This window comes from Pseudomonas sp. R5(2019) (genome assembly GCF_009905435.1).
In the GTDB taxonomy this organism is placed as follows: domain Bacteria; phylum Pseudomonadota; class Gammaproteobacteria; order Pseudomonadales; family Pseudomonadaceae; genus Aquipseudomonas.
In genome coordinates, this window is sequence record NZ_JAAAMT010000024.1 from 15,954 (window position 1) to 33,232 (window position 17,279).

Annotated in this window: 15 protein-coding genes and 2 tRNA genes; 1 reads left to right on the plus strand and 16 read right to left on the minus strand. The window is 58.3% G+C overall.

Annotated elements, in window-relative coordinates; all coding sequences use genetic code 11:
- Positions 1-41 precede the first annotated feature (41 nt).
- The 9 genes from rimP to rlmE form a co-directional block, all read right to left on the minus strand.
- Entirely contained in the window at positions 42-500 is a 459-nt protein-coding gene (rimP, locus tag GUY40_RS16425) for a ribosome maturation factor RimP (RefSeq protein WP_166569965.1), read from the minus strand.
- Between the two features lie 131 nt (positions 501-631).
- Positions 632-708, minus strand: a tRNA-Met gene (locus GUY40_RS16430).
- A gap of 96 nt (positions 709-804) precedes the next feature.
- Positions 805-890, minus strand: a tRNA-Leu gene (locus GUY40_RS16435).
- A gap of 20 nt (positions 891-910) precedes the next feature.
- A complete protein-coding gene (gene secG / locus GUY40_RS16440; RefSeq protein ID WP_166569966.1) occupies positions 911-1,294 on the minus strand; it encodes a preprotein translocase subunit SecG in 384 nt (127 codons plus the stop codon).
- A gap of 4 nt (positions 1,295-1,298) precedes the next feature.
- Positions 1,299-2,051 (minus strand): triose-phosphate isomerase, encoded by a 753-nt coding sequence (gene tpiA, locus GUY40_RS16445; RefSeq protein ID WP_166569967.1) that lies wholly within the window; start codon positions 2,049-2,051, stop codon positions 1,299-1,301.
- Between the two features lie 66 nt (positions 2,052-2,117).
- Positions 2,118-3,455 (minus strand): phosphoglucosamine mutase, encoded by a 1,338-nt coding sequence (glmM, locus tag GUY40_RS16450; RefSeq protein WP_166569968.1) that lies wholly within the window; start codon positions 3,453-3,455, stop codon positions 2,118-2,120.
- A gap of 16 nt (positions 3,456-3,471) precedes the next feature.
- Positions 3,472-4,323, minus strand: a complete 852-nt coding sequence (gene folP / locus GUY40_RS16455) for a dihydropteroate synthase (RefSeq protein WP_166569969.1) — start codon at positions 4,321-4,323, stop codon at positions 3,472-3,474.
- Positions 4,324-4,331: 8 nt separating this feature from the next.
- Positions 4,332-6,242 (minus strand): ATP-dependent zinc metalloprotease FtsH, encoded by a 1,911-nt coding sequence (gene ftsH / locus GUY40_RS16460; protein WP_166569970.1) that lies wholly within the window; start codon positions 6,240-6,242, stop codon positions 4,332-4,334.
- A gap of 212 nt (positions 6,243-6,454) precedes the next feature.
- Positions 6,455-7,078 carry a 23S rRNA (uridine(2552)-2'-O)-methyltransferase RlmE gene (gene rlmE / locus GUY40_RS16465; RefSeq protein ID WP_166569971.1) on the minus strand — a complete coding sequence of 208 codons (624 nt, stop codon included), beginning with the start codon at positions 7,076-7,078 and terminating at the stop codon, positions 6,455-6,457.
- 100 nt (positions 7,079-7,178) lie between these two features.
- On the opposite strand from rlmE, the gene GUY40_RS16470 reads away from it, so the two are divergent.
- The gene (locus tag GUY40_RS16470; protein WP_166569972.1) at positions 7,179-7,487 is read left to right on the plus strand and encodes a YhbY family RNA-binding protein; all 309 of its coding nucleotides are present in this window, start codon (positions 7,179-7,181) and stop codon (positions 7,485-7,487) included.
- A gap of 12 nt (positions 7,488-7,499) precedes the next feature.
- Here GUY40_RS16470 and GUY40_RS16475 read toward each other — a convergent pair whose 3' ends face one another.
- The 7 genes from GUY40_RS16475 to dnaK all read right to left on the minus strand — a co-directional run bounded on the left by GUY40_RS16475 (position 7,500) and on the right by dnaK (position 17,208).
- A complete protein-coding gene (locus GUY40_RS16475; protein ID WP_166570013.1) occupies positions 7,500-7,895 on the minus strand; it encodes an MFS transporter in 396 nt (131 codons plus the stop codon).
- Positions 7,896-7,923: 28 nt separating this feature from the next.
- Complete coding sequence (gene greA, locus GUY40_RS16480) at positions 7,924-8,400, minus strand: transcription elongation factor GreA (RefSeq protein ID WP_166569973.1); 477 nt, start codon at positions 8,398-8,400, stop codon at positions 7,924-7,926.
- Positions 8,397-11,618: a carbamoyl-phosphate synthase large subunit gene (gene carB / locus GUY40_RS16485; RefSeq protein ID WP_166569974.1), complete on the minus strand. Its 3,222-nt coding sequence runs from the start codon at positions 11,616-11,618 to the stop codon at positions 8,397-8,399. Before carB ends, greA begins: the two co-directional genes overlap by 4 nt.
- A 136-nt stretch (positions 11,619-11,754) precedes the next feature.
- Positions 11,755-12,891 carry a glutamine-hydrolyzing carbamoyl-phosphate synthase small subunit gene (carA, locus tag GUY40_RS16490; RefSeq protein ID WP_166569975.1) on the minus strand — a complete coding sequence of 379 codons (1,137 nt, stop codon included), beginning with the start codon at positions 12,889-12,891 and terminating at the stop codon, positions 11,755-11,757.
- A 264-nt stretch (positions 12,892-13,155) separates the two neighbouring features.
- Positions 13,156-13,959 carry a 4-hydroxy-tetrahydrodipicolinate reductase gene (dapB, locus tag GUY40_RS16495; protein WP_166569976.1) on the minus strand — a complete coding sequence of 268 codons (804 nt, stop codon included), beginning with the start codon at positions 13,957-13,959 and terminating at the stop codon, positions 13,156-13,158.
- 14 nt (positions 13,960-13,973) lie between these two features.
- Positions 13,974-15,098 carry a molecular chaperone DnaJ gene (dnaJ, locus tag GUY40_RS16500; RefSeq protein WP_166569977.1) on the minus strand — a complete coding sequence of 375 codons (1,125 nt, stop codon included), beginning with the start codon at positions 15,096-15,098 and terminating at the stop codon, positions 13,974-13,976.
- Between the two features lie 193 nt (positions 15,099-15,291).
- Positions 15,292-17,208, minus strand: a complete 1,917-nt coding sequence (gene dnaK / locus GUY40_RS16505) for a molecular chaperone DnaK (protein ID WP_166569978.1) — start codon at positions 17,206-17,208, stop codon at positions 15,292-15,294.
- Positions 17,209-17,279: the final 71 nt, after the last annotated feature.

Consider the following 17,279-nt stretch of genomic DNA (forward strand, 5'->3'; position numbering starts at 1 on the left):
CAAGCCCTTGGATCCGCGTGATCCGCAGGATCTGGCACGTCTCAGTCAAATCGGGGAATAATGTTGGCCTTGTCGATCATGTCGATCGGCAACAGAAATTCATGGTCATCAACCTGCACCACGACGTCCTGCTCCTCTACCCCACGCAGAAGGCCCTGAAAGTTGCGACGCCCTTCGAAAGGCGAACGCAGCTTGATCTTCACTTGTTCCCCGGCGTGCGCGGCAAACTGTTCAAGGGTGAACAGCGGGCGTTCCATGCCAGGAGAAGAAACTTCAAGGGTGTATTCAGAAGCGATAGGATCTTCGACGTCGAGAATACCGCTGATCTGACGACTGACAATTGCGCAGTCATCAACCAACACGCCGCCTTCTTTATCGATATAAATACGCAACAGTGAATGACGGCCTTGAGCGGAAAACTCAATACCCCAGCATTCGTAGCCAAGGCCCGTGACCACCGGGGCCAACAAGGCCTGCAACTGTTCTAGCTTGCTCGACACCTGAACCCCCTCGTGCATGCTTGTGCAAATAAAAAATGGGCAAAGCGCCCATCCCGGAAAACGCCGCTGAATATCGGCGTCATGAACTGTCCAGCTAACAAAAAGCCCCTTAAAAGGGGCTCCGCTAAAACTGGTTGCGGGGGCTGGATTTGAACCAACGACCTTCGGGTTATGAGCCCGACGAGCTACCAGACTGCTCCACCCCGCGACAAAGCTGGGGCGAAAGTATACGACCGAACCCCTTCAGGGTCAATCGAACCTCCACCTACAAGAAAGCCCGCTACTGCGGGCTATCTTGCTTAATTGGTACCGAGAAGGGGACTCGAACCCCTACACCCTATGGGCACAACCACCTCAAGGTTGCGTGTCTACCAATTCCACCACCTCGGCAATACTACATTTGAAACCCTTTACTTCTGCTCTGGACTTGCTGGGACATCAGTAGGACTTACTTCAGTCTTTTGCTCCTGGAGCACCGGAACATCATCTGCTGCCGGTTTTTGCTTTGGTACTTCCAACACCGCTGGATCTGGCAAACCTACTTGAGTCAGCTCTTGAGCCTTCTCATTAGCAAAGTAACCTAACCCTAAGCTGGTCAAGAAGAAACTGGCGGCAAGTATAGCAGTAAACTTACTAAGAAAGGTAGAGGAACCTTGGCTTCCGAACACAGTATTTGATGCACCTGCTCCGAAAGACGCGCCAGCATCCGCACCTTTACCCTGCTGCAGCAAAACCAGAGCCACTACGCCCAGCGCACCCAGCAGATGAAAAACGACTACGACTGTTTCCAGCATTTTCTCAGTTTCCCGCGGCGCGACAGATCGCACCGAATTCATCTGCATCCAGGGAAGCTCCACCAACAAGCCCCCCATCGATATCCGGCATGCCGAACAGTTCGACCGCATTGGCCGCCTTCACGCTGCCGCCGTATAGAAGCCTCACACCTTTTGCGACTTCAGGATCCTTTGCTGCCAATTGCGCGCGGATGGCCGCATGCACATCCTGCGCTTGCTGCGGCGTTGCTGTCAGCCCGGTGCCAATGGCCCAGACCGGCTCATACGCGATTACAGCTTTAGCAAAAACCTCAACACCGAACGCTTCGATGATGCTGCCGAGCTGCTGCCCGACCACTTCAAGCGTCTCACCTGCCTGACGCTGCTCCAGGGTTTCCCCTACGCACAACACCGGTACCAGGCCAGCTGCTTGAGCCACTGCAAACTTGCGATTGAGCATCTCGTTCGTTTCGCCCATCTGGCGACGCTCCGAGTGCCCGACCAACACCAGTTTGCAGCCCACATCAGCAAATTGCTCCGGCGAAACCTCACCGGTCAATGCGCCCTGCTTTTGCTCGACTGCGCAGTTCTGGGCGCCTACGGCAACCTTCTTGTCCTGCAGACCCTTGATCGCTTGATCGATGTACACGCCAGGCGGAAAAACCGCTACATCAACACCGCCAGGCAGGGCCTGCTTACCTAGGCCCTTTATCAGCGCAGCGACGCTGGCGCGGGTACCGTGCATTTTCCAGTTACCAGCTACCATGGGGCGACGCATGCTGTACCTCGTCGGTCAAAGTGGGCGCAGATGTTACCCAACCAAATCACGACTGGCAAGCCAAAATCAGGCACAAACTTCACTTACCAGTTTTGCGAGCTCTTCGGCATAGCCGCGGACCTGGGTTTCGTCGTCACCTTCAACCATTACGCGCACCAAAGGCTCTGTGCCGGACTTGCGCAACAGTACCCGCCCGCGCCCCGCCATGGCCTCGGCAACGCGCTCGCAGGCCTCCTTGACCGCAGGATGCTCGACAGGGTCGACACCACCACCGAAGCGCACGTTAATCAGTACCTGAGGGCACTTGCGCAGGCCATGACGCGCCTGCGCCAGGGTTTCGCCACGGCGTTTGAGCGACATCAGCACCTGCAGCGCCGCGATGATCGCATCACCGGTCGTGGTGTGGTGGCAGCACAGGACATGCCCGGAGTTTTCTCCTCCGATCAACCAGTTGCGCTCCAGCAGTTCGGCAACGACATAGCGGTCGCCGACCTTGGCGCGCACGAAGGGAATCGACAACTCCTTCAGGGCCAGTTCCAGCCCCAGGTTACTCATGAGTGTGCCCACCACGCCGCCTTGCAGCTTGCCGCGCTCATGCAGGTCTCGAGCGATCATGAACAGCAGGTCGTCACCATCGACGATTGCACCGGTATGGTCGACCATCAGCACCCGGTCGCCATCGCCATCGAACGCGATCCCCAGATCCGCATGCCCAACCAGAACGGCGGCCTGGAGCGATTCGATATGAGTGGAGCCGCAATTATCGTTGATGTTCAGGCCGTTAGGCTCGGCCGCCAGCACGGTGACCGTGGCACCCAGCTCGCGGAATACGCTTGGCGCGACTTTGTAGGTGGCACCGTGAGCACAGTCGAGCACGATCTTCATGCCGGCAAAGCTGGTGCCGGTGGGCACGCTGCTCTTGCAGAATTCGATGTAACGACCGGCGGCGTCGTTGATACGTGACACCTTGCCTAGCTTGCTCGATTCAACCACGGACATTGGCGCATCAAGCAGCTCTTCGATCATCAGCTCGACTTCGTCGGGCAATTTGGTGCCTTCGCCTGAGAAGAACTTGATACCGTTATCGTCGTGCGGGTTATGCGAAGCACTGATCACAATTCCCGCTTCGGCATGAAAAGTACGCGTGAGATAAGCGATCGCCGGTGTCGGCATCGGGCCCAGCAACATCACGTCAGCACCGGCGGCGGACAAGCCTGCCTCCAGCGCAGACTCGAACATGTACCCGGAGATACGCGTGTCCTTGCCAACCAGCACCTTACAGGCGCCCTGACTGCGAAACGCCATTCCGGCAGCCCAGCCAAGCTTCAACATGAAATCAGGAGTAATGGGGAACTCGCCGACACGACCACGAATGCCGTCGGTACCGAAATATTTTCTACTCATAGATGCTCCATCATTCTTATTCAGCGGCGTTGACTGCTGCGATCATGCGCACTACATCGACTGTCTCGGCCACATCGTGGACCCGCAGGATTTTCGCACCCTTGACCATTGCCAGCGCCGCAAGCGCCAAACCGCCATGCAAGCGTTCGCCGACCGGGCGCTTCAACGCCAGGCCGATCATGCTTTTACGCGACACACCCACCAACAGTGGTCGCCCTAAATCATGGAGGGCTTCCATGTGTTTGAAAAGGCTCAGATTGTGCTCCAGCGTCTTGGCAAAGCCAAAACCCGGATCCAGGATGATTCGCTCCGAACCGATGCCCACCGCTGCGCAAGCAGCCATGCGCCCCTCAAGAAAGCTGGCAACCTCGGCCACTACGTTGCCGTACCGAGGATCGTCCTGCATATCACCCGGCTCGCCCAGCATGTGCATGAGGCACACCGGCAATCCGGTATCGGCAGCAGCATCCAGAGCGCCATCGCGACGCAGCGAACGCACATCATTGATCAGTCCGGCCCCCAACCTGGCCGTCTCACGAATGACCGCAGGCGTTGAGGTGTCAACGGAAATGATGACGTCCAGCTCACGATTGATCGCCTCGACCACCGGCGCAACCCGTTCCAGCTCCTCGAGCGGCGAAACCACTCGCGCACCAGGCCGGGTCGACTCGCCACCCACATCAATCAGCGTAGCACCGGCAGCTACCATCGCAGCGGCATGACGCAAGGCATCGTCGACATGGGTGTAGCGACCGCCATCGGAAAAGGAGTCAGGGGTGGCGTTGAGGATGCCCATTACATGGGTATGGGCCAAATCAAGAACCCGGCTGCCGCAAGGCAACCGGGTTGGGTACTGCTCAAATGTCATGTGGGACCTTAGAGTTGAGCCGCTGGACCACCGATCGGGGTTTCCGGACGATCGCCCTGTGCCGCAGGCGTGCCGGAGGAGCTGCCCGAACCACCTTCCCAGTCACGCGGCTCGCGTGGCTCACGGCCAGCCATGATGTCGTCGATCTGGTCGGCATCGATGGTTTCGTACTTCATCAGGGCATCCGCCATCGCATCGAGCTTGTCGCGGTTGTCTGTGAGGATTTGCTTGGCGGTGCCATAGCACTGGTCGATGATGCTGCGCACCTCGGAATCGATCAGCTTGGCCGTTTCGCCCGACACGCTGGCGTGTTGAGAGCCAACACTGCGCCCCAGGAACACTTCGCCTTCTTCTTCAGCGTACATCAGCGGACCCAATTTCTCGGACAAGCCCCACTTGGTCACCATATTGCGAGCGATCTGGCTGGCTCGCATGATGTCGTTGGAAGCGCCCGTGGTCACGCCGTCGAAACCGAGCGTCATCTCTTCCGCGATACGGCCACCATACAGCGAACAGATCTGACTGATCAGCGCGCGCTTGGACAGGCTGTAGCGATCCTCTTCAGGCAGGAACATGGTCACACCCAGCGCACGACCACGCGGAATGATGGAGACCTTGTAAACCGGATCATGCTCGGGCACGACACGCCCGACGATCGCGTGACCTGCTTCGTGATACGCGGTGTTCTGCTTTTCTTTCTCGGACATGACCATGGATTTGCGCTCGGCGCCCATCATGATCTTGTCTTTGGCCAATTCGAACTCCTTCATCTCGACCAGACGCTTGCCACCACGGGCAGCGAACAACGACGCTTCGTTGACCAGGTTGGCCAGGTCAGCACCGGAGAAGCCTGGTGTACCACGGGCAATAACGGCCGGGTTGACGTCGTCACCCATCGGCACCTTGCGCATGTGAACCTTGAGGATCTGCTCACGACCACGGATATCCGGCAAGCCGACAACCACCTGGCGGTCGAAACGACCTGGGCGCAGCAACGCAGGGTCAAGGACGTCAGGACGGTTGGTCGCCGCAATGACAATGATGCCATCGTTCATTTCGAAGCCGTCCATCTCAACCAGCAACTGGTTAAGGGTTTGCTCACGCTCATCATGACCACCACCCATGCCGGCGCCACGATGGCGACCCACGGCATCGATTTCGTCGATGAAGATGATGCAAGGTGCGTGCTTCTTGGCCTGCTCGAACATGTCACGAACACGGCTGGCGCCGACACCGACGAACATTTCAACGAAGTCGGAACCGGAAATAGTGAAGAATGGAACCTTGGCTTCGCCGGCAATGGCCTTGGCTATTAGGGTTTTACCGGTACCCGGTGGGCCGACCATCAGTACGCCACGCGGAATACGACCGCCCAGACGCTGGAATTTGCCCGGATCACGCAGGAACTCAACCAGCTCGCCCACTTCTTCCTTGGCTTCGTCACAACCTGCAACGTCGCCCAGGGTAGTCTTGACTTGATCTTCGGACAGCAGGCGCGCCTTGCTCTTGCCAAAGCTCATTGGCCCGCCCTTGCCGCCCCCACCGCCTTGCATCTGGCGCATGAAGAACATGAACACGGCAATAATGACGAGAATCGGGAAGCTGGCTACCAGCAACTGGGTCCAGATGCTTTGCTGCTCGGGCTGCTTGCCTTCGACGACGACGTGATTGTCGACCAGGTCGCCGATCAGGCCGTTATCCTGAATGGCTGGGCGGATGGTTTTGAAATTGTCGCCATCGGTACGCTTACCGGTAATGACATAGCCGTCGACTGCGACGCGCTCGACCTTGCCATCCTTGACTTGCTGAATGAAGTCGGAATAGTTGAGGGTCTGCGGCTCGTTCGGACTGGAGAAGTTGTTCATCACAGTCACCAGGACCGCCGCAATGATCAACCACAGGATCAAATTCTTTGCCATATCGTTCAATTCGCTACCCTCTGAAGCCGGCTGACGGCGCAGCCGTGCCTCGCATGATATTCACCGGCGTAACTTACTACATTACCTACACATCTGCAGGCGCCTGTCTGTAACCCTTTGTGAACCTAGACTACACGATGTTCATCCAGGTCAGGCAGCACTGCCGATTGGAAAAAACTATCGGACACTCTGGAAACCGCCGGCCTGACGCCCTACTCGCCGCGATAACCCCTTGCCAGCAAGTATTGCTCGCGGGAGCGATCCCGGGAAGAGTCAGGCTTGATCATCTGGACCTTGTCGAATTTCTGACGAGCGTCCTTCAGGTACACGTCAAACCCTTCGCCCTGGAAAATCTTGATCAGGAAATCGCCACCCGGCTTGAGCACCCGAGTCGCCAGATCGAGAGCCAGCTCGCACAGGAACATGGCCTTTGGGATATCCACGGCAGGCGTACCACTCATATTGGGGGCCATATCGGAAATCACAAGGTCTACGTGCGAATTACCTACCGCTTCGAGGATCTGTGCAAGCACGGCATCCTGGGTGAAGTCACCCTGGATAAAAGTGACATCCGCAATGCTGTCCATTTCCAGGATGTCGGAAGCGATCAGGCGCCCCTGACCGCCGATCAGACGACTGGTCACCTGCGACCAGCCACCCGGCGCCGCGCCCAAGTCGATAACGCTCATTCCGGGCCGAATGATCCGGTACTTTTCCTGGATTTCCAGCAATTTGTAACTCGCACGCGAACGGTAGCCATCCTTCTGCGCCATTTTTACGTACGGGTCGTTGAAGTGTTCTTTCAGCCAGCCAAGGCTTGTCTTGGAACGCGCCACTGGGCACCTCGTTGATAACGGTCGTGATTAGTTGGGCGGATCCAAGGGCCCTCGGGTAAAATGGCCGCCGTTTTTACAAGATCAGACAAAGGGTCAGATTATGCCGCTCACTCAAGAGCAGAAGAAACAGTACAAATCCATTGGCCACCATCTGAAACCAGTTCTGATTGTGGCGGACAATGGGCTGACTGAAGGTGTTTTAGCCGAACTCGAACGCGCCCTGAGCGATCACGAGCTGATCAAGATCAAGCTCAACATCCTGGAGCGCGAAGCCCGCCTGGAATCCATCGCCGAGCTGTGCAAGTCGGGCAAGGCGGAATTGGTACAGGTCATCGGCAAAATGGCGCTGATCTATCGCAAGAACCCGAAGGTCAACAAGCAACTGTCGAACATCCATCGTTTCAACTGATGTTCGCTCCGTTCAGCGGCGCGCCTGGCGCGCCCTGCCCGGGGCTGGTTGCAATACCAGCAGCAGGCCCGTGAGGCCCAGCACCAGATAGCAGAACAGCTGCCAGCGCAGCAGATCGGGCAGACCCAGGCGCAATGCCATATAGCCCGCACACATCAACAACGCCAACAGCAGCAACTGCCCACGCATGTCTCGCCACAGGCTCGTGACGCCATAGGCCTGCATCAATACCAGCGCCTGAATACCGGCGCAAAATGCCGCGAAACCCACCAGTACAGACGCGATCAGGCTACCGATATCCTCGACCAGAAGCGGCGCCAGGCCGATTTTGCCCAAGGCTGGCAACAGCCCGAAGTGCAACATCCACAGGCCGCCAACCCAGAAAACCTGGGTCAGCTGCCAGATAATCGAACCCGCGGCGAAGCCGCTGTGTCGACTAAAGGTGTTTGACTTCGACAATCTCGTACTCGATCAAACCGCCAGGAGTCTTGACTGACACCACGTCACCCTCTGATTTTGCAATCAGGGCGCGAGCGATGGGCGAACCCACAGAGAGCTTGCCAGCTTTGATGTCAGCTTCGTCTTCGCCAACAATCTGATAGGTCACGGTTTCGTCAGTTTCAACGTTCGCGATGTCAACGGTCGTGCCGAAAATCACTTTGCCGTTATGGGGAATCGTTGTCACGTCGATTACCACGGCATTCTGCAGACGGCCTTCGATATCGCGGATACGCGCTTCGACCATACCCTGCTGCTCGCGAGCGGCGTGGTACTCAGCGTTTTCCTTCAAATCACCCAACTCCCGGGCTGTACCGATATCCTGGCTTAGCTTGGGACGGACAACCTTGGTCAGATGGGTCAATTCTTCTTCCAGGGCGCGAGCGCCCTGGACGGTCATTGGGTATTTATTCATGCCTTGAGTCCTGCATGGAGATCCTGCAAGCGGCGAACGGTCTTTTCCGGACCGAACTTCAGCGCTTCGCAAATTGCTTCACCGGCCGCAATGGTCGTGGTGCAGTAGATCTTGTGCTGCAATGCATTGCGACGAATCGAGTAGGAGTCAGCAATCGACTGACGACCTTCAGTGGTGTTGATGATCAGCGACACTTCGTCGTTCTTGATCATGTCGACCACGTGCGGGCGACCTTCGGTCACTTTGTTCACGCGACGGACTTTCAAACCGGCGGCTTCGATGACTTTGGCAGTACCTGCGGTCGCCACGACTTCGAAACCAAGGTTGATCAGGTCACGTGCAACGCTGGCCACTTGCGGCTTGTCATCATCGCGAACGCTGATGAACGCAGTACCGCCGGTCGGCAGCACTTCGCTGGCACCCATTTGCGCCTTGGCGAACGCTTCACCGAAGGTATCGCCGACACCCATGACTTCACCGGTCGACTTCATCTCTGGGCCGAGGATCGGGTCAACGCCAGGGAATTTGGCGAATGGGAACACCGCCTCTTTCACACTGTAGAAGTTCGGGATGATTTCCTGGGTGAAGCCCAATTCCTTCAGGGACTTACCGGCCATGACGCGAGCAGCGATCATTGCCAGCGAGGTGCCAATGCACTTGGACACGAACGGCACGGTCCGCGAAGCACGCGGGTTGACTTCGATCACGTAGATCTTGTCGCCCTGCAGGGCCAGCTGAACGTTCATCAGGCCGACAACGCCCAGCTCCAGGGCCATTTTCTTGACCTGCTCGCGCACTTCGTCCTGCACGTGAGCCGGCAGCGAGTACGGAGGCAGCGAGCACGCGGAGTCACCGGAGTGAACACCGGCCTGTTCAATGTGCTGCATGATTGCGCCGATAACCACGTCAGTGCCGTCGCAGACCGCATCCACGTCCATTTCGATGGCGCAGTTGAGGAAGTGGTCGAGCAGCACCGGGCTGTCGTTGGACACCTGAACAGCTTCACGCAGGTAGCGCTTGAGCTCGTCCAGCTCGTAGACGATCTCCATGGCGCGGCCGCCCAGCACGTAGGAAGGACGCACAACCAGCGGGTAACCGATCTTGCCGGCCGCCTGAATAGCTTCGTCTTCGCTGCGAACGGTCGCGTTTGGCGGCTGCAGCAGGTTCAGGCGCTGAACCATCTGCTGGAAGCGCTCACGGTCTTCGGCACGGTCGATCGAATCAGGGCTGGTGCCGATGATCGGTACGCCGGCTTCTTCCAGTGCGCGCGCCAGCTTCAGTGGGGTCTGGCCACCGTAGTGAACGATCACGCCTTTCGGCTTCTCGACGCGTACCACTTCCAGCACGTCTTCCAGCGTCAGCGGCTCGAAGTACAGACGGTCGGAAGTGTCGTAGTCGGTGGAAACGGTTTCCGGGTTGCAGTTGACCATGATGGTCTCGTAACCGTCTTCGCGCAGGGCCAGTGCCGCGTGCACGCAGCAGTAGTCGAACTCGATACCCTGGCCAATACGGTTTGGACCACCACCCAGAATCATGATCTTGTCACGGCTCGATGGGTTGGCCTCGCATTCTTCCTCGTAGGTCGAATACAGGTAGGCGGTGTCGGTGGCGAACTCGGCAGCGCAGGTGTCGACACGCTTGAAGACCGGGAAGACTTCGAGCTTGTGACGGTGACGGCGCAGATTCTTGTCGGTAATACCCAGCAGCTTGGCCAGACGCTGGTCGGAGAAACCCTTGCGCTTGAGACGCAGCATCAGCTCCTTGTCGATCGAGGACAGAGCGAGGGTTTTGACCTTCTCTTCGTCCTTGATCAGGTCTTCCATCTGGACCAGGAACCAACGGTCGATCATGGTCAGGTCGAAGATCTCGTCGACGGTCATGCCCGAACGCATGGCATCGGCGACGTACCAGATACGCTCGGCGCCCGGTACGGTCAGCTCGCGCTTGAGGATGCTGGCAGCTTCAGGACTGGCCAGATCCACTTTCGGGTCCAGACCGCAGACGCCAACTTCCAGACCACGCAGGGCTTTCTGCAAGGATTCCTGGAAAGTACGGCCGATGGCCATGACTTCACCGACAGATTTCATCTGGGTGGTCAGGCGGGCGTCGGCTTTCGGGAATTTCTCGAAAGCGAAACGTGGCAGCTTGGTGACGACGTAGTCGATGGACGGCTCGAAGGAGGCTGGAGTGCGGCCGCCGGTGATGTCGTTCTGCAGTTCGTCGAGGGTGTAACCGACGGCCAGCTTGGCGGCGATCTTGGCGATCGGGAAGCCGGTCGCTTTCGAGGCCAGGGCCGACGAACGGGAAACACGCGGGTTCATTTCGATCACGACCATGCGGCCGGTGTCCGGGCAGATACCGAACTGGACGTTGGAACCGCCGGTTTCAACGCCGATCTCACGCAGCACCGCCAGCGAGGCGTTGCGCATGATCTGGTATTCCTTGTCCGTCAGAGTCTGGGCAGGTGCGACGGTGATCGAGTCACCGGTGTGCACGCCCATCGGATCGAAGTTCTCGATCGAGCAGACGATGATGCAGTTGTCCTTTTTGTCGCGGACCACTTCCATCTCGTACTCTTTCCAGCCGATCAGCGACTCGTCGATCAGCAGTTCCTTGGTCGGTGACAGGTCCAGACCACGGGCGCAGATCTCTTCGAATTCTTCACGGTTGTAGGCGATGCCGCCGCCGGTGCCGCCCATGGTGAACGAAGGACGAATGATGCAAGGGAAGCCGAGCTTCTCGAGGACGGCGTTAGCCTCCTCCATGCTGTGGGCGATACCCGAGCGCGGGCATTCCAGACCGATGGCCTTCATGGCCTTGTCGAAACGCGAACGGTCTTCAGCCTTGTCGATGGTGTCGGCATTGGCGCCGATCATTTCCACGCCGAACTTTTCCAGGACGCCTTCTCGCTCCAGGTCCAGCGCGCAGTTCAGTGCAGTCTGGCCGCCCATGGTCGGCAGCAGTGCGTCCGGGCGCTCGGCTTCGATGATCTTGGCAACGGTCTGCCACTTGATCGGCTCGATGTAGGTGGCGTCGGCCATGGCCGGGTCGGTCATGATGGTCGCTGGGTTGGAGTTCACCAGGATGACGCGGTAACCCTCTTCGCGCAGTGCCTTGCAGGCCTGGGCGCCGGAGTAGTCGAATTCGCAGGCCTGGCCGATGACGATCGGGCCGGCACCGAGAATCAGGATACTTTTAATGTCTGTACGTTTTGGCATGGGTTGTCACTCAAATCCGCAGGTCAGTCGGAGCTACCCGAAGGCAGTCCGCCTTGAACATTCTCTGGCGGCACCTGGACTCACTCGGGGTTGAACCCGGTGGTCCAGGGCCTCGCTACATAATCGAGACGAGCCGTCAGCGGCGCTTGGCCATGGCATCGATGAAACGGTCGAACAGCGGCGCCACGTCAGTTGGGCCCGGGCTTGCTTCAGGGTGACCCTGGAAGCTGAATGCGCACTTGTCGGTGAGTTCCAGCCCCTGCAGGGTACCGTCGAACAGCGACTTGTGAATGGCGCGCACGTTGCCTGGCAACGAAGCCTCGTCAACTGCAAAACCGTGGTTCTGGCTGGTGATCATGACCACGCCAGTGTCCAGGTCCTGGACCGGGTGGTTGGCACCGTGGTGGCCATGGCCCATTTTCACGGTCTTGGCACCGGATGCCAGGGCCAGCAGTTGGTGACCCAGGCAGATACCGAAAACCGGAATCTCGGTTTCCAGGATGTCCTTGATGGCCTGGATGGCATAGTCGCAAGGCTCCGGATCACCAGGGCCGTTGGACAGGAACACACCATCCGGATTGAGCGCGAGCACTTCGCTGGCCGGCGTCTGTGCAGGCACGACCGTCAGGCGGCAACCGCGTGCAACCAGCATGCGCAGGATGTTCAGCTTCACACCGTAGTCGTAGGCCACGACATGGTAAGGCAGCTCGGAGGCTTCCAGGGTCGGGTGGCTGTCGGTCTTCAAGCTCCAGACACTGGAGCGCCATTCGTAGGAAGACTGGGTGCTGACAACTTTCGCCAGGTCCATGCCTTTGAGGCCCGGGAATCCGCGAGCAGCGGCGATTGCAGCTTCTTCGCTGATGTTATCGCCCGCCAGGATGCAGCCGTTCTGCGCGCCCTTCTCACGCAGGATGCGGGTCAGGCGGCGAGTGTCGATGCCCGCGATGGCAACGACGTTGTTGGCCTTCAGGTAGTCCGACAGGGACAGGGTGTTACGCCAGTTACTGGCAACCAGCGGCAGGTCACGGATGACCAGGCCAGCGGACCAGACACGGTCAGACTCGGCATCTTCAGGCGTCGTGCCGGTGTTGCCGATGTGCGGGTAAGTCAGGGTAACGATTTGCTGGGCATAGGAAGGATCGGTCAGAATTTCCTGATAGCCGGTCATTGCGGTGTTAAACACCACCTCACCAACGGTTTGTCCGTCGGCTCCAATGGCTTCACCGCGAAAAATGCTGCCATCAGCAAGGGCGAGTATGGCTGGCTTAGTCAAGAAGACCTCCCGTAAAAAAAGCCTGAAGGGGCGATCGCAGGTTGTAAAAAAGCGGAATGACGTATAGACACGTCACCCCGCTTCTTTATCGAATTATCTGCGCGCTTTTAGTGGACACACTAAAGCTGTAGCTTACAGAAAAAGGCTTTTTTGGTCCACCGCAAATGTGCCCGAAAGCTGGAAGAATGCGACAGGACGTCGCTGAACAGCAGAAATGAACAAGCAGCCGTGATTCTACACGACCGCTTGAGGGGCGACACGCACTCAATGCAGATCGAGAACGTCCTGCATGTCGTACAGGCCAGGCTCACGCCCGTCCAGCCACAACGCTGCGCGCACGGCGCCCTTGGCGAAGGTCATGCGACTGGAAGCCTTGTGGGTAATCTCGACACGCTCGCCTTCAGCCGCGAACAGCACAGTGTGATCGCCAACCACATCACCAGCACGCACCGTTGCAAAACCAATGGTCTGCCGATCCCGCGCACCGGTCTGGCCTTCACGACCATAGACCGCCACTTCCTGCAGGTTACGACCCAGCGCCTGCGCAACCACTTCCCCCATGCGCACGGCAGTGCCAGACGGCGCATCGACCTTGTGCCGATGGTGGGCTTCGATGATTTCGATATCGACATCATCACCCAGCACGCGAGCAGCGGTGTCGAGCAGCTTCAGGCACAGGTTTACGCCGACACTGAAGTTGGCAGCAAAGACGATCGGGATTTCTTTCCCGGCCTCGGCCAGCAACTGTTTCTCTTCGACATTGAATCCGGTGGTACCGATGACCATGGCCTTGCCAGCTTTGCGGCAGAACGCCAGGTTCTTCAGGGTCACAGTGGGATGAGTGAAATCGATCAGCACATCGAACTCGTCTGCCACCTTGGCCAGGTCGCCCGAAAGCGGAACGCCAATACGACCCAGAGCCGCCAACTCACCCGCATCAGCACCTACCAGCGTGCTGTCAGGACGATCCACCGCCGCCGTCAAACCCGCGCCAGGTGTCTGCTGAACAGCCTCGATCAGCGTTTTGCCCATGCGCCCTGCAGCGCCCATCACAGCTATACGTCGCATGCCCTGAATCCCTCTTACAAATCGCCGAAGAAGCGCTTCACGCCTTCGAACCAGCCATTGGCCTTGGGTGAGTGCGAGCTGTCACCACTCAAGGAATCGCGCAACTCTTCAAGCAGCTCACGCTGACGACGACTCAGGTTGACCGGCGTTTCCACCGCCACCCGACACATCAGGTCGCCAGCGCCGCCACCCCGAACCGGAGCAACACCCTTGCCGCGCAGACGGAATTGCTTGCCGGTCTGGGTACCCTCCGGAATCTTCAGCTTGACCCGACCATCCAGGGTCGGCACTTCCAGCTCGCCACCCAGGGCGGCATCGGTGTAGCTGATCGGTACTTCGCAGTACAGGTGCTTGCCATCGCGCTGGAAGATCGCATGCTCACGGACACTGATCACGACATACAGGTCGCCAGTCGGGCCACCCATGGTGCCCGCCTCGCCCTCGCCGGAAAGCCGGATACGGTCGCCGGTATCAACACCCGCTGGCACCTTGACCGACAGAGTCTTGTATTCCTCGACCCGACCTTCGCCATGGCACGAGTCGCACGGATCGGAAATGATCTTGCCCTGACCCTGACAGCGCGGGCAGGTTTGCTGCACGGCAAAAAAGCCCTGCTGCATACGGACCTGGCCGATACCGCCACAGGTTGGGCACGTCGATGGGGCAGAACCCTTCTTGGCACCGGAACCGTCACACGGCGAGCAGTTGACCAGGGTCGGAACGCGAATGCTGACGGTGGTACCGCGCACCGCTTCTTCCAGATTCAGCTCCAGGGTGTAGCGCAGGTCACTGCCGCGCTGAGCGCCGCCACGGGAACCGCCGCGACCACCACCAAAGAAGTCGCTGAAGACATCGCCGAAGATGTCGGAGAAGTTGGCTCCGCCAAAACCTGCGCCGCCACCCCCCATGCTCGGGTCGACACCCGCATGGCCATACTGATCGTAAGACGCACGCTTGCTCGTGTCAGACAGAACTTCGTAGGCCTCGTTGGCTTCCTTGAACTTCTCTTCCGACTCTTTATCGTCAGGATTGCGGTCTGGGTGATGCTTCATCGCCAGGCGGCGATAGGCCTTTTTCAGGTCGGCTTCGCTCGAGCCGCGCTCGACTCCCAGTACCTCGTAGTAATCACGCTTTGCCATAGGTCTTTGCACTCTCGGGGACGTTCGGCAAACCTCTGCGCCTGTCAGCGCTGTGCCGCCAGCATTCGAACCGTGTCAAATGCTGCAAAAATTCGTGTATTCCAGACACGCCAACGCGGGAGCAAGCCCCCGCGCGGCGACATCCTACCAGTCACCAGCAGAATGCGGGTGACTGACCGACCACAAGCGATACTTACTTGTTGTCTTTTACTTCTTCAAACTCAGCGTCAACGACGTCGTCGTGCTTGGCTTCTTCAGCGGCTGGCTTTTCACCAGCCTGAGGCTTCTCGGCCTGTTCGGCGTACATTTTCTGAGCCACTGGCGCGGAAACTTTCGACAGCTCCTCAACCTTGGCCTCGATGGCAGCCTTGTCGTCGCCTTTGACAGCGGCTTCCAGAGCAACCACGGCAGCTTCGATCGCGGTTTTCTCTTCGGCGGTCACTTTGTCACCCGCGTCGGCGACCATTTTGCGAGTCGAGTGAACCAGTGCATCACCCTGATTGCGGGCAGCAGCCAGTTCTTCGAATTTGCGGTCTTCCTCAGCATTGACTTCAGCATCGCGAACCATCTGCTGAATTTCTTCCTCGGACAGACCGGAGTTGGCCTTGATCACGATCGACTGAGTCTTGCCGGTGGCCTTGTCTTTGGCGCCTACGTGCAGGATACCGTTGGCGTCGATGTCGAAGGTCACTTCGATTTGCGGCACGCCACGTGGAGCCGGTGGAATCTCGGCCAGATCGAACTTGCCCAGCGACTTGTTCTGAGCGGCTTGCTTGCGCTCGCCTTGCAGCACGTGAATGGTCACAGCGCTCTGGTTGTCGTCGGCAGTCGAGAACACTTGCGATTTCTTGGTAGGAATCGTGGTGTTTTTCTCGATCAGCGCAGTCATTACGCCGCCCATGGTTTCGATACCCAGGGTCAGCGGGCTGACGTCGAGCAGCAATACGTCTTTCACGTCACCGGCCAGTACCGCGCCCTGGATGGCAGCACCCATGGCAACCGCTTCGTCCGGGTTGACGTCTTTGCGGGCTTCTTTGCCGAAGAAGTCAGTCACCAGTTTTTGCACCAATGGCATACGGGTCTGACCGCCGACCAGGATCACGTCGTTGATCTTGCCAACGTCGATACCAGCGTCTTTCAGCGCAATACGGCAAGGTTCGATGGTGCGCTGAACCAGGTCTTCAACCAGCGATTCCAGCTTGGCGCGCGAGATTTTCACGTTCAAGTGCTTTGGACCGGTGGCGTCTGCAGTGATGTACGGCAGATTGACGTCGGTCTGCTGGCTCGAGGACAGCTCGATCTTGGCTTTTTCGGCAGCTTCTTTCAGGCGCTGCATCGCCAGCGGGTCCCCCTTGAGGTTCATGCCGCTTTCTTTCTTGAATTCGTCGACGAGGTAGTCGATCAGACGGATGTCGAAGTCTTCACCACCCAGGAAGGTGTCACCGTTGGTAGCCAGTACTTCGAACTGGTGCTCGCCGTCGACTTCTGCGATCTCGATGACCGATACGTCGAAGGTACCGCCACCCAGGTCATAAACGATCACGGTGTGATCGCCCTTGGCCTTGTCCATGCCGTAGGCCAGTGCCGCTGCGGTAGGTTCGTTGATGATACGTTTTACGTCCAGGCCAGCAATGCGGCCGGCATCTTTGGTGGCCTGGCGCTGGCTGTCGTTGAAGTAGGCAGGCACGGTGATGACCGCTTCGGTCACTGTTTCGCCGAGGTAATCTTCGGCGGTTTTCTTCATCTTTTTCAGGATTTCAGCCGAGATCTGAGGCGGCGCCATTTTCTGGCCATTCACTTCAACCCAAGCGTCATTGTTATCGGCCTTGACGATCTTGTAAGGGACCATCTGGATGTCTTTCTGAACGACTTCTTCTTCAAAACGACGACCGATCAGACGCTTGACCGCGTACAGAGTGTTGTGCGGGTTAGTGACCGCCTGGCGCTTGGCGGACTGGCCGACCAGAATTTCGCCATCGTTGGCGTAAGCGATGATCGACGGCGTGGTGCGAGCACCCTCGGCGTTCTCGATGACTTTGACGTTACCGTTTTCCAGAATGGAGACGCAGGAGTTGGTGGTCCCCAGGTCGATACCGATAATCTTGCCCATGTTAACTCTCCCGAAACTTGAATTTGGTTGCCGCAGCAGTGGTGGCTAACTGCGGTAGCACTTTTACGCTT

What these genes read in the sequence shown, in the direction of transcription:
- secG (WP_166569966.1), bottom strand. Translation starts at nt 1,294, where the DNA reads ATGCTGGAAACAGTCGTAGTCGTTTTTCATCTGCTGGGTGCGCTGGGC.
- tpiA (WP_166569967.1), bottom strand. Translation starts at nt 2,051, where the DNA reads ATGCGTCGCCCCATGGTAGCTGGTAACTGGAAAATGCACGGTACCCGC.
- glmM (WP_166569968.1), bottom strand. Translation starts at nt 3,455, where the DNA reads ATGAGTAGAAAATATTTCGGTACCGACGGCATTCGTGGTCGTGTCGGC.
- folP (WP_166569969.1), bottom strand. Translation starts at nt 4,323, where the DNA reads ATGACATTTGAGCAGTACCCAACCCGGTTGCCTTGCGGCAGCCGGGTT.
- ftsH (WP_166569970.1), bottom strand. Translation starts at nt 6,242, where the DNA reads ATGGCAAAGAATTTGATCCTGTGGTTGATCATTGCGGCGGTCCTGGTG.
- GUY40_RS16470 (WP_166569972.1), top strand. Translation starts at nt 7,179, where the DNA reads ATGCCGCTCACTCAAGAGCAGAAGAAACAGTACAAATCCATTGGCCAC.
- greA (WP_166569973.1), bottom strand. Translation starts at nt 8,400, where the DNA reads ATGAATAAATACCCAATGACCGTCCAGGGCGCTCGCGCCCTGGAAGAA.
- carB (WP_166569974.1), bottom strand. Translation starts at nt 11,618, where the DNA reads ATGCCAAAACGTACAGACATTAAAAGTATCCTGATTCTCGGTGCCGGC.
- dapB (WP_166569976.1), bottom strand. Translation starts at nt 13,959, where the DNA reads ATGCGACGTATAGCTGTGATGGGCGCTGCAGGGCGCATGGGCAAAACG.
- dnaJ (WP_166569977.1), bottom strand. Translation starts at nt 15,098, where the DNA reads ATGGCAAAGCGTGATTACTACGAGGTACTGGGAGTCGAGCGCGGCTCG.
- dnaK (WP_166569978.1), bottom strand. Translation starts at nt 17,208, where the DNA reads ATGGGCAAGATTATCGGTATCGACCTGGGGACCACCAACTCCTGCGTC.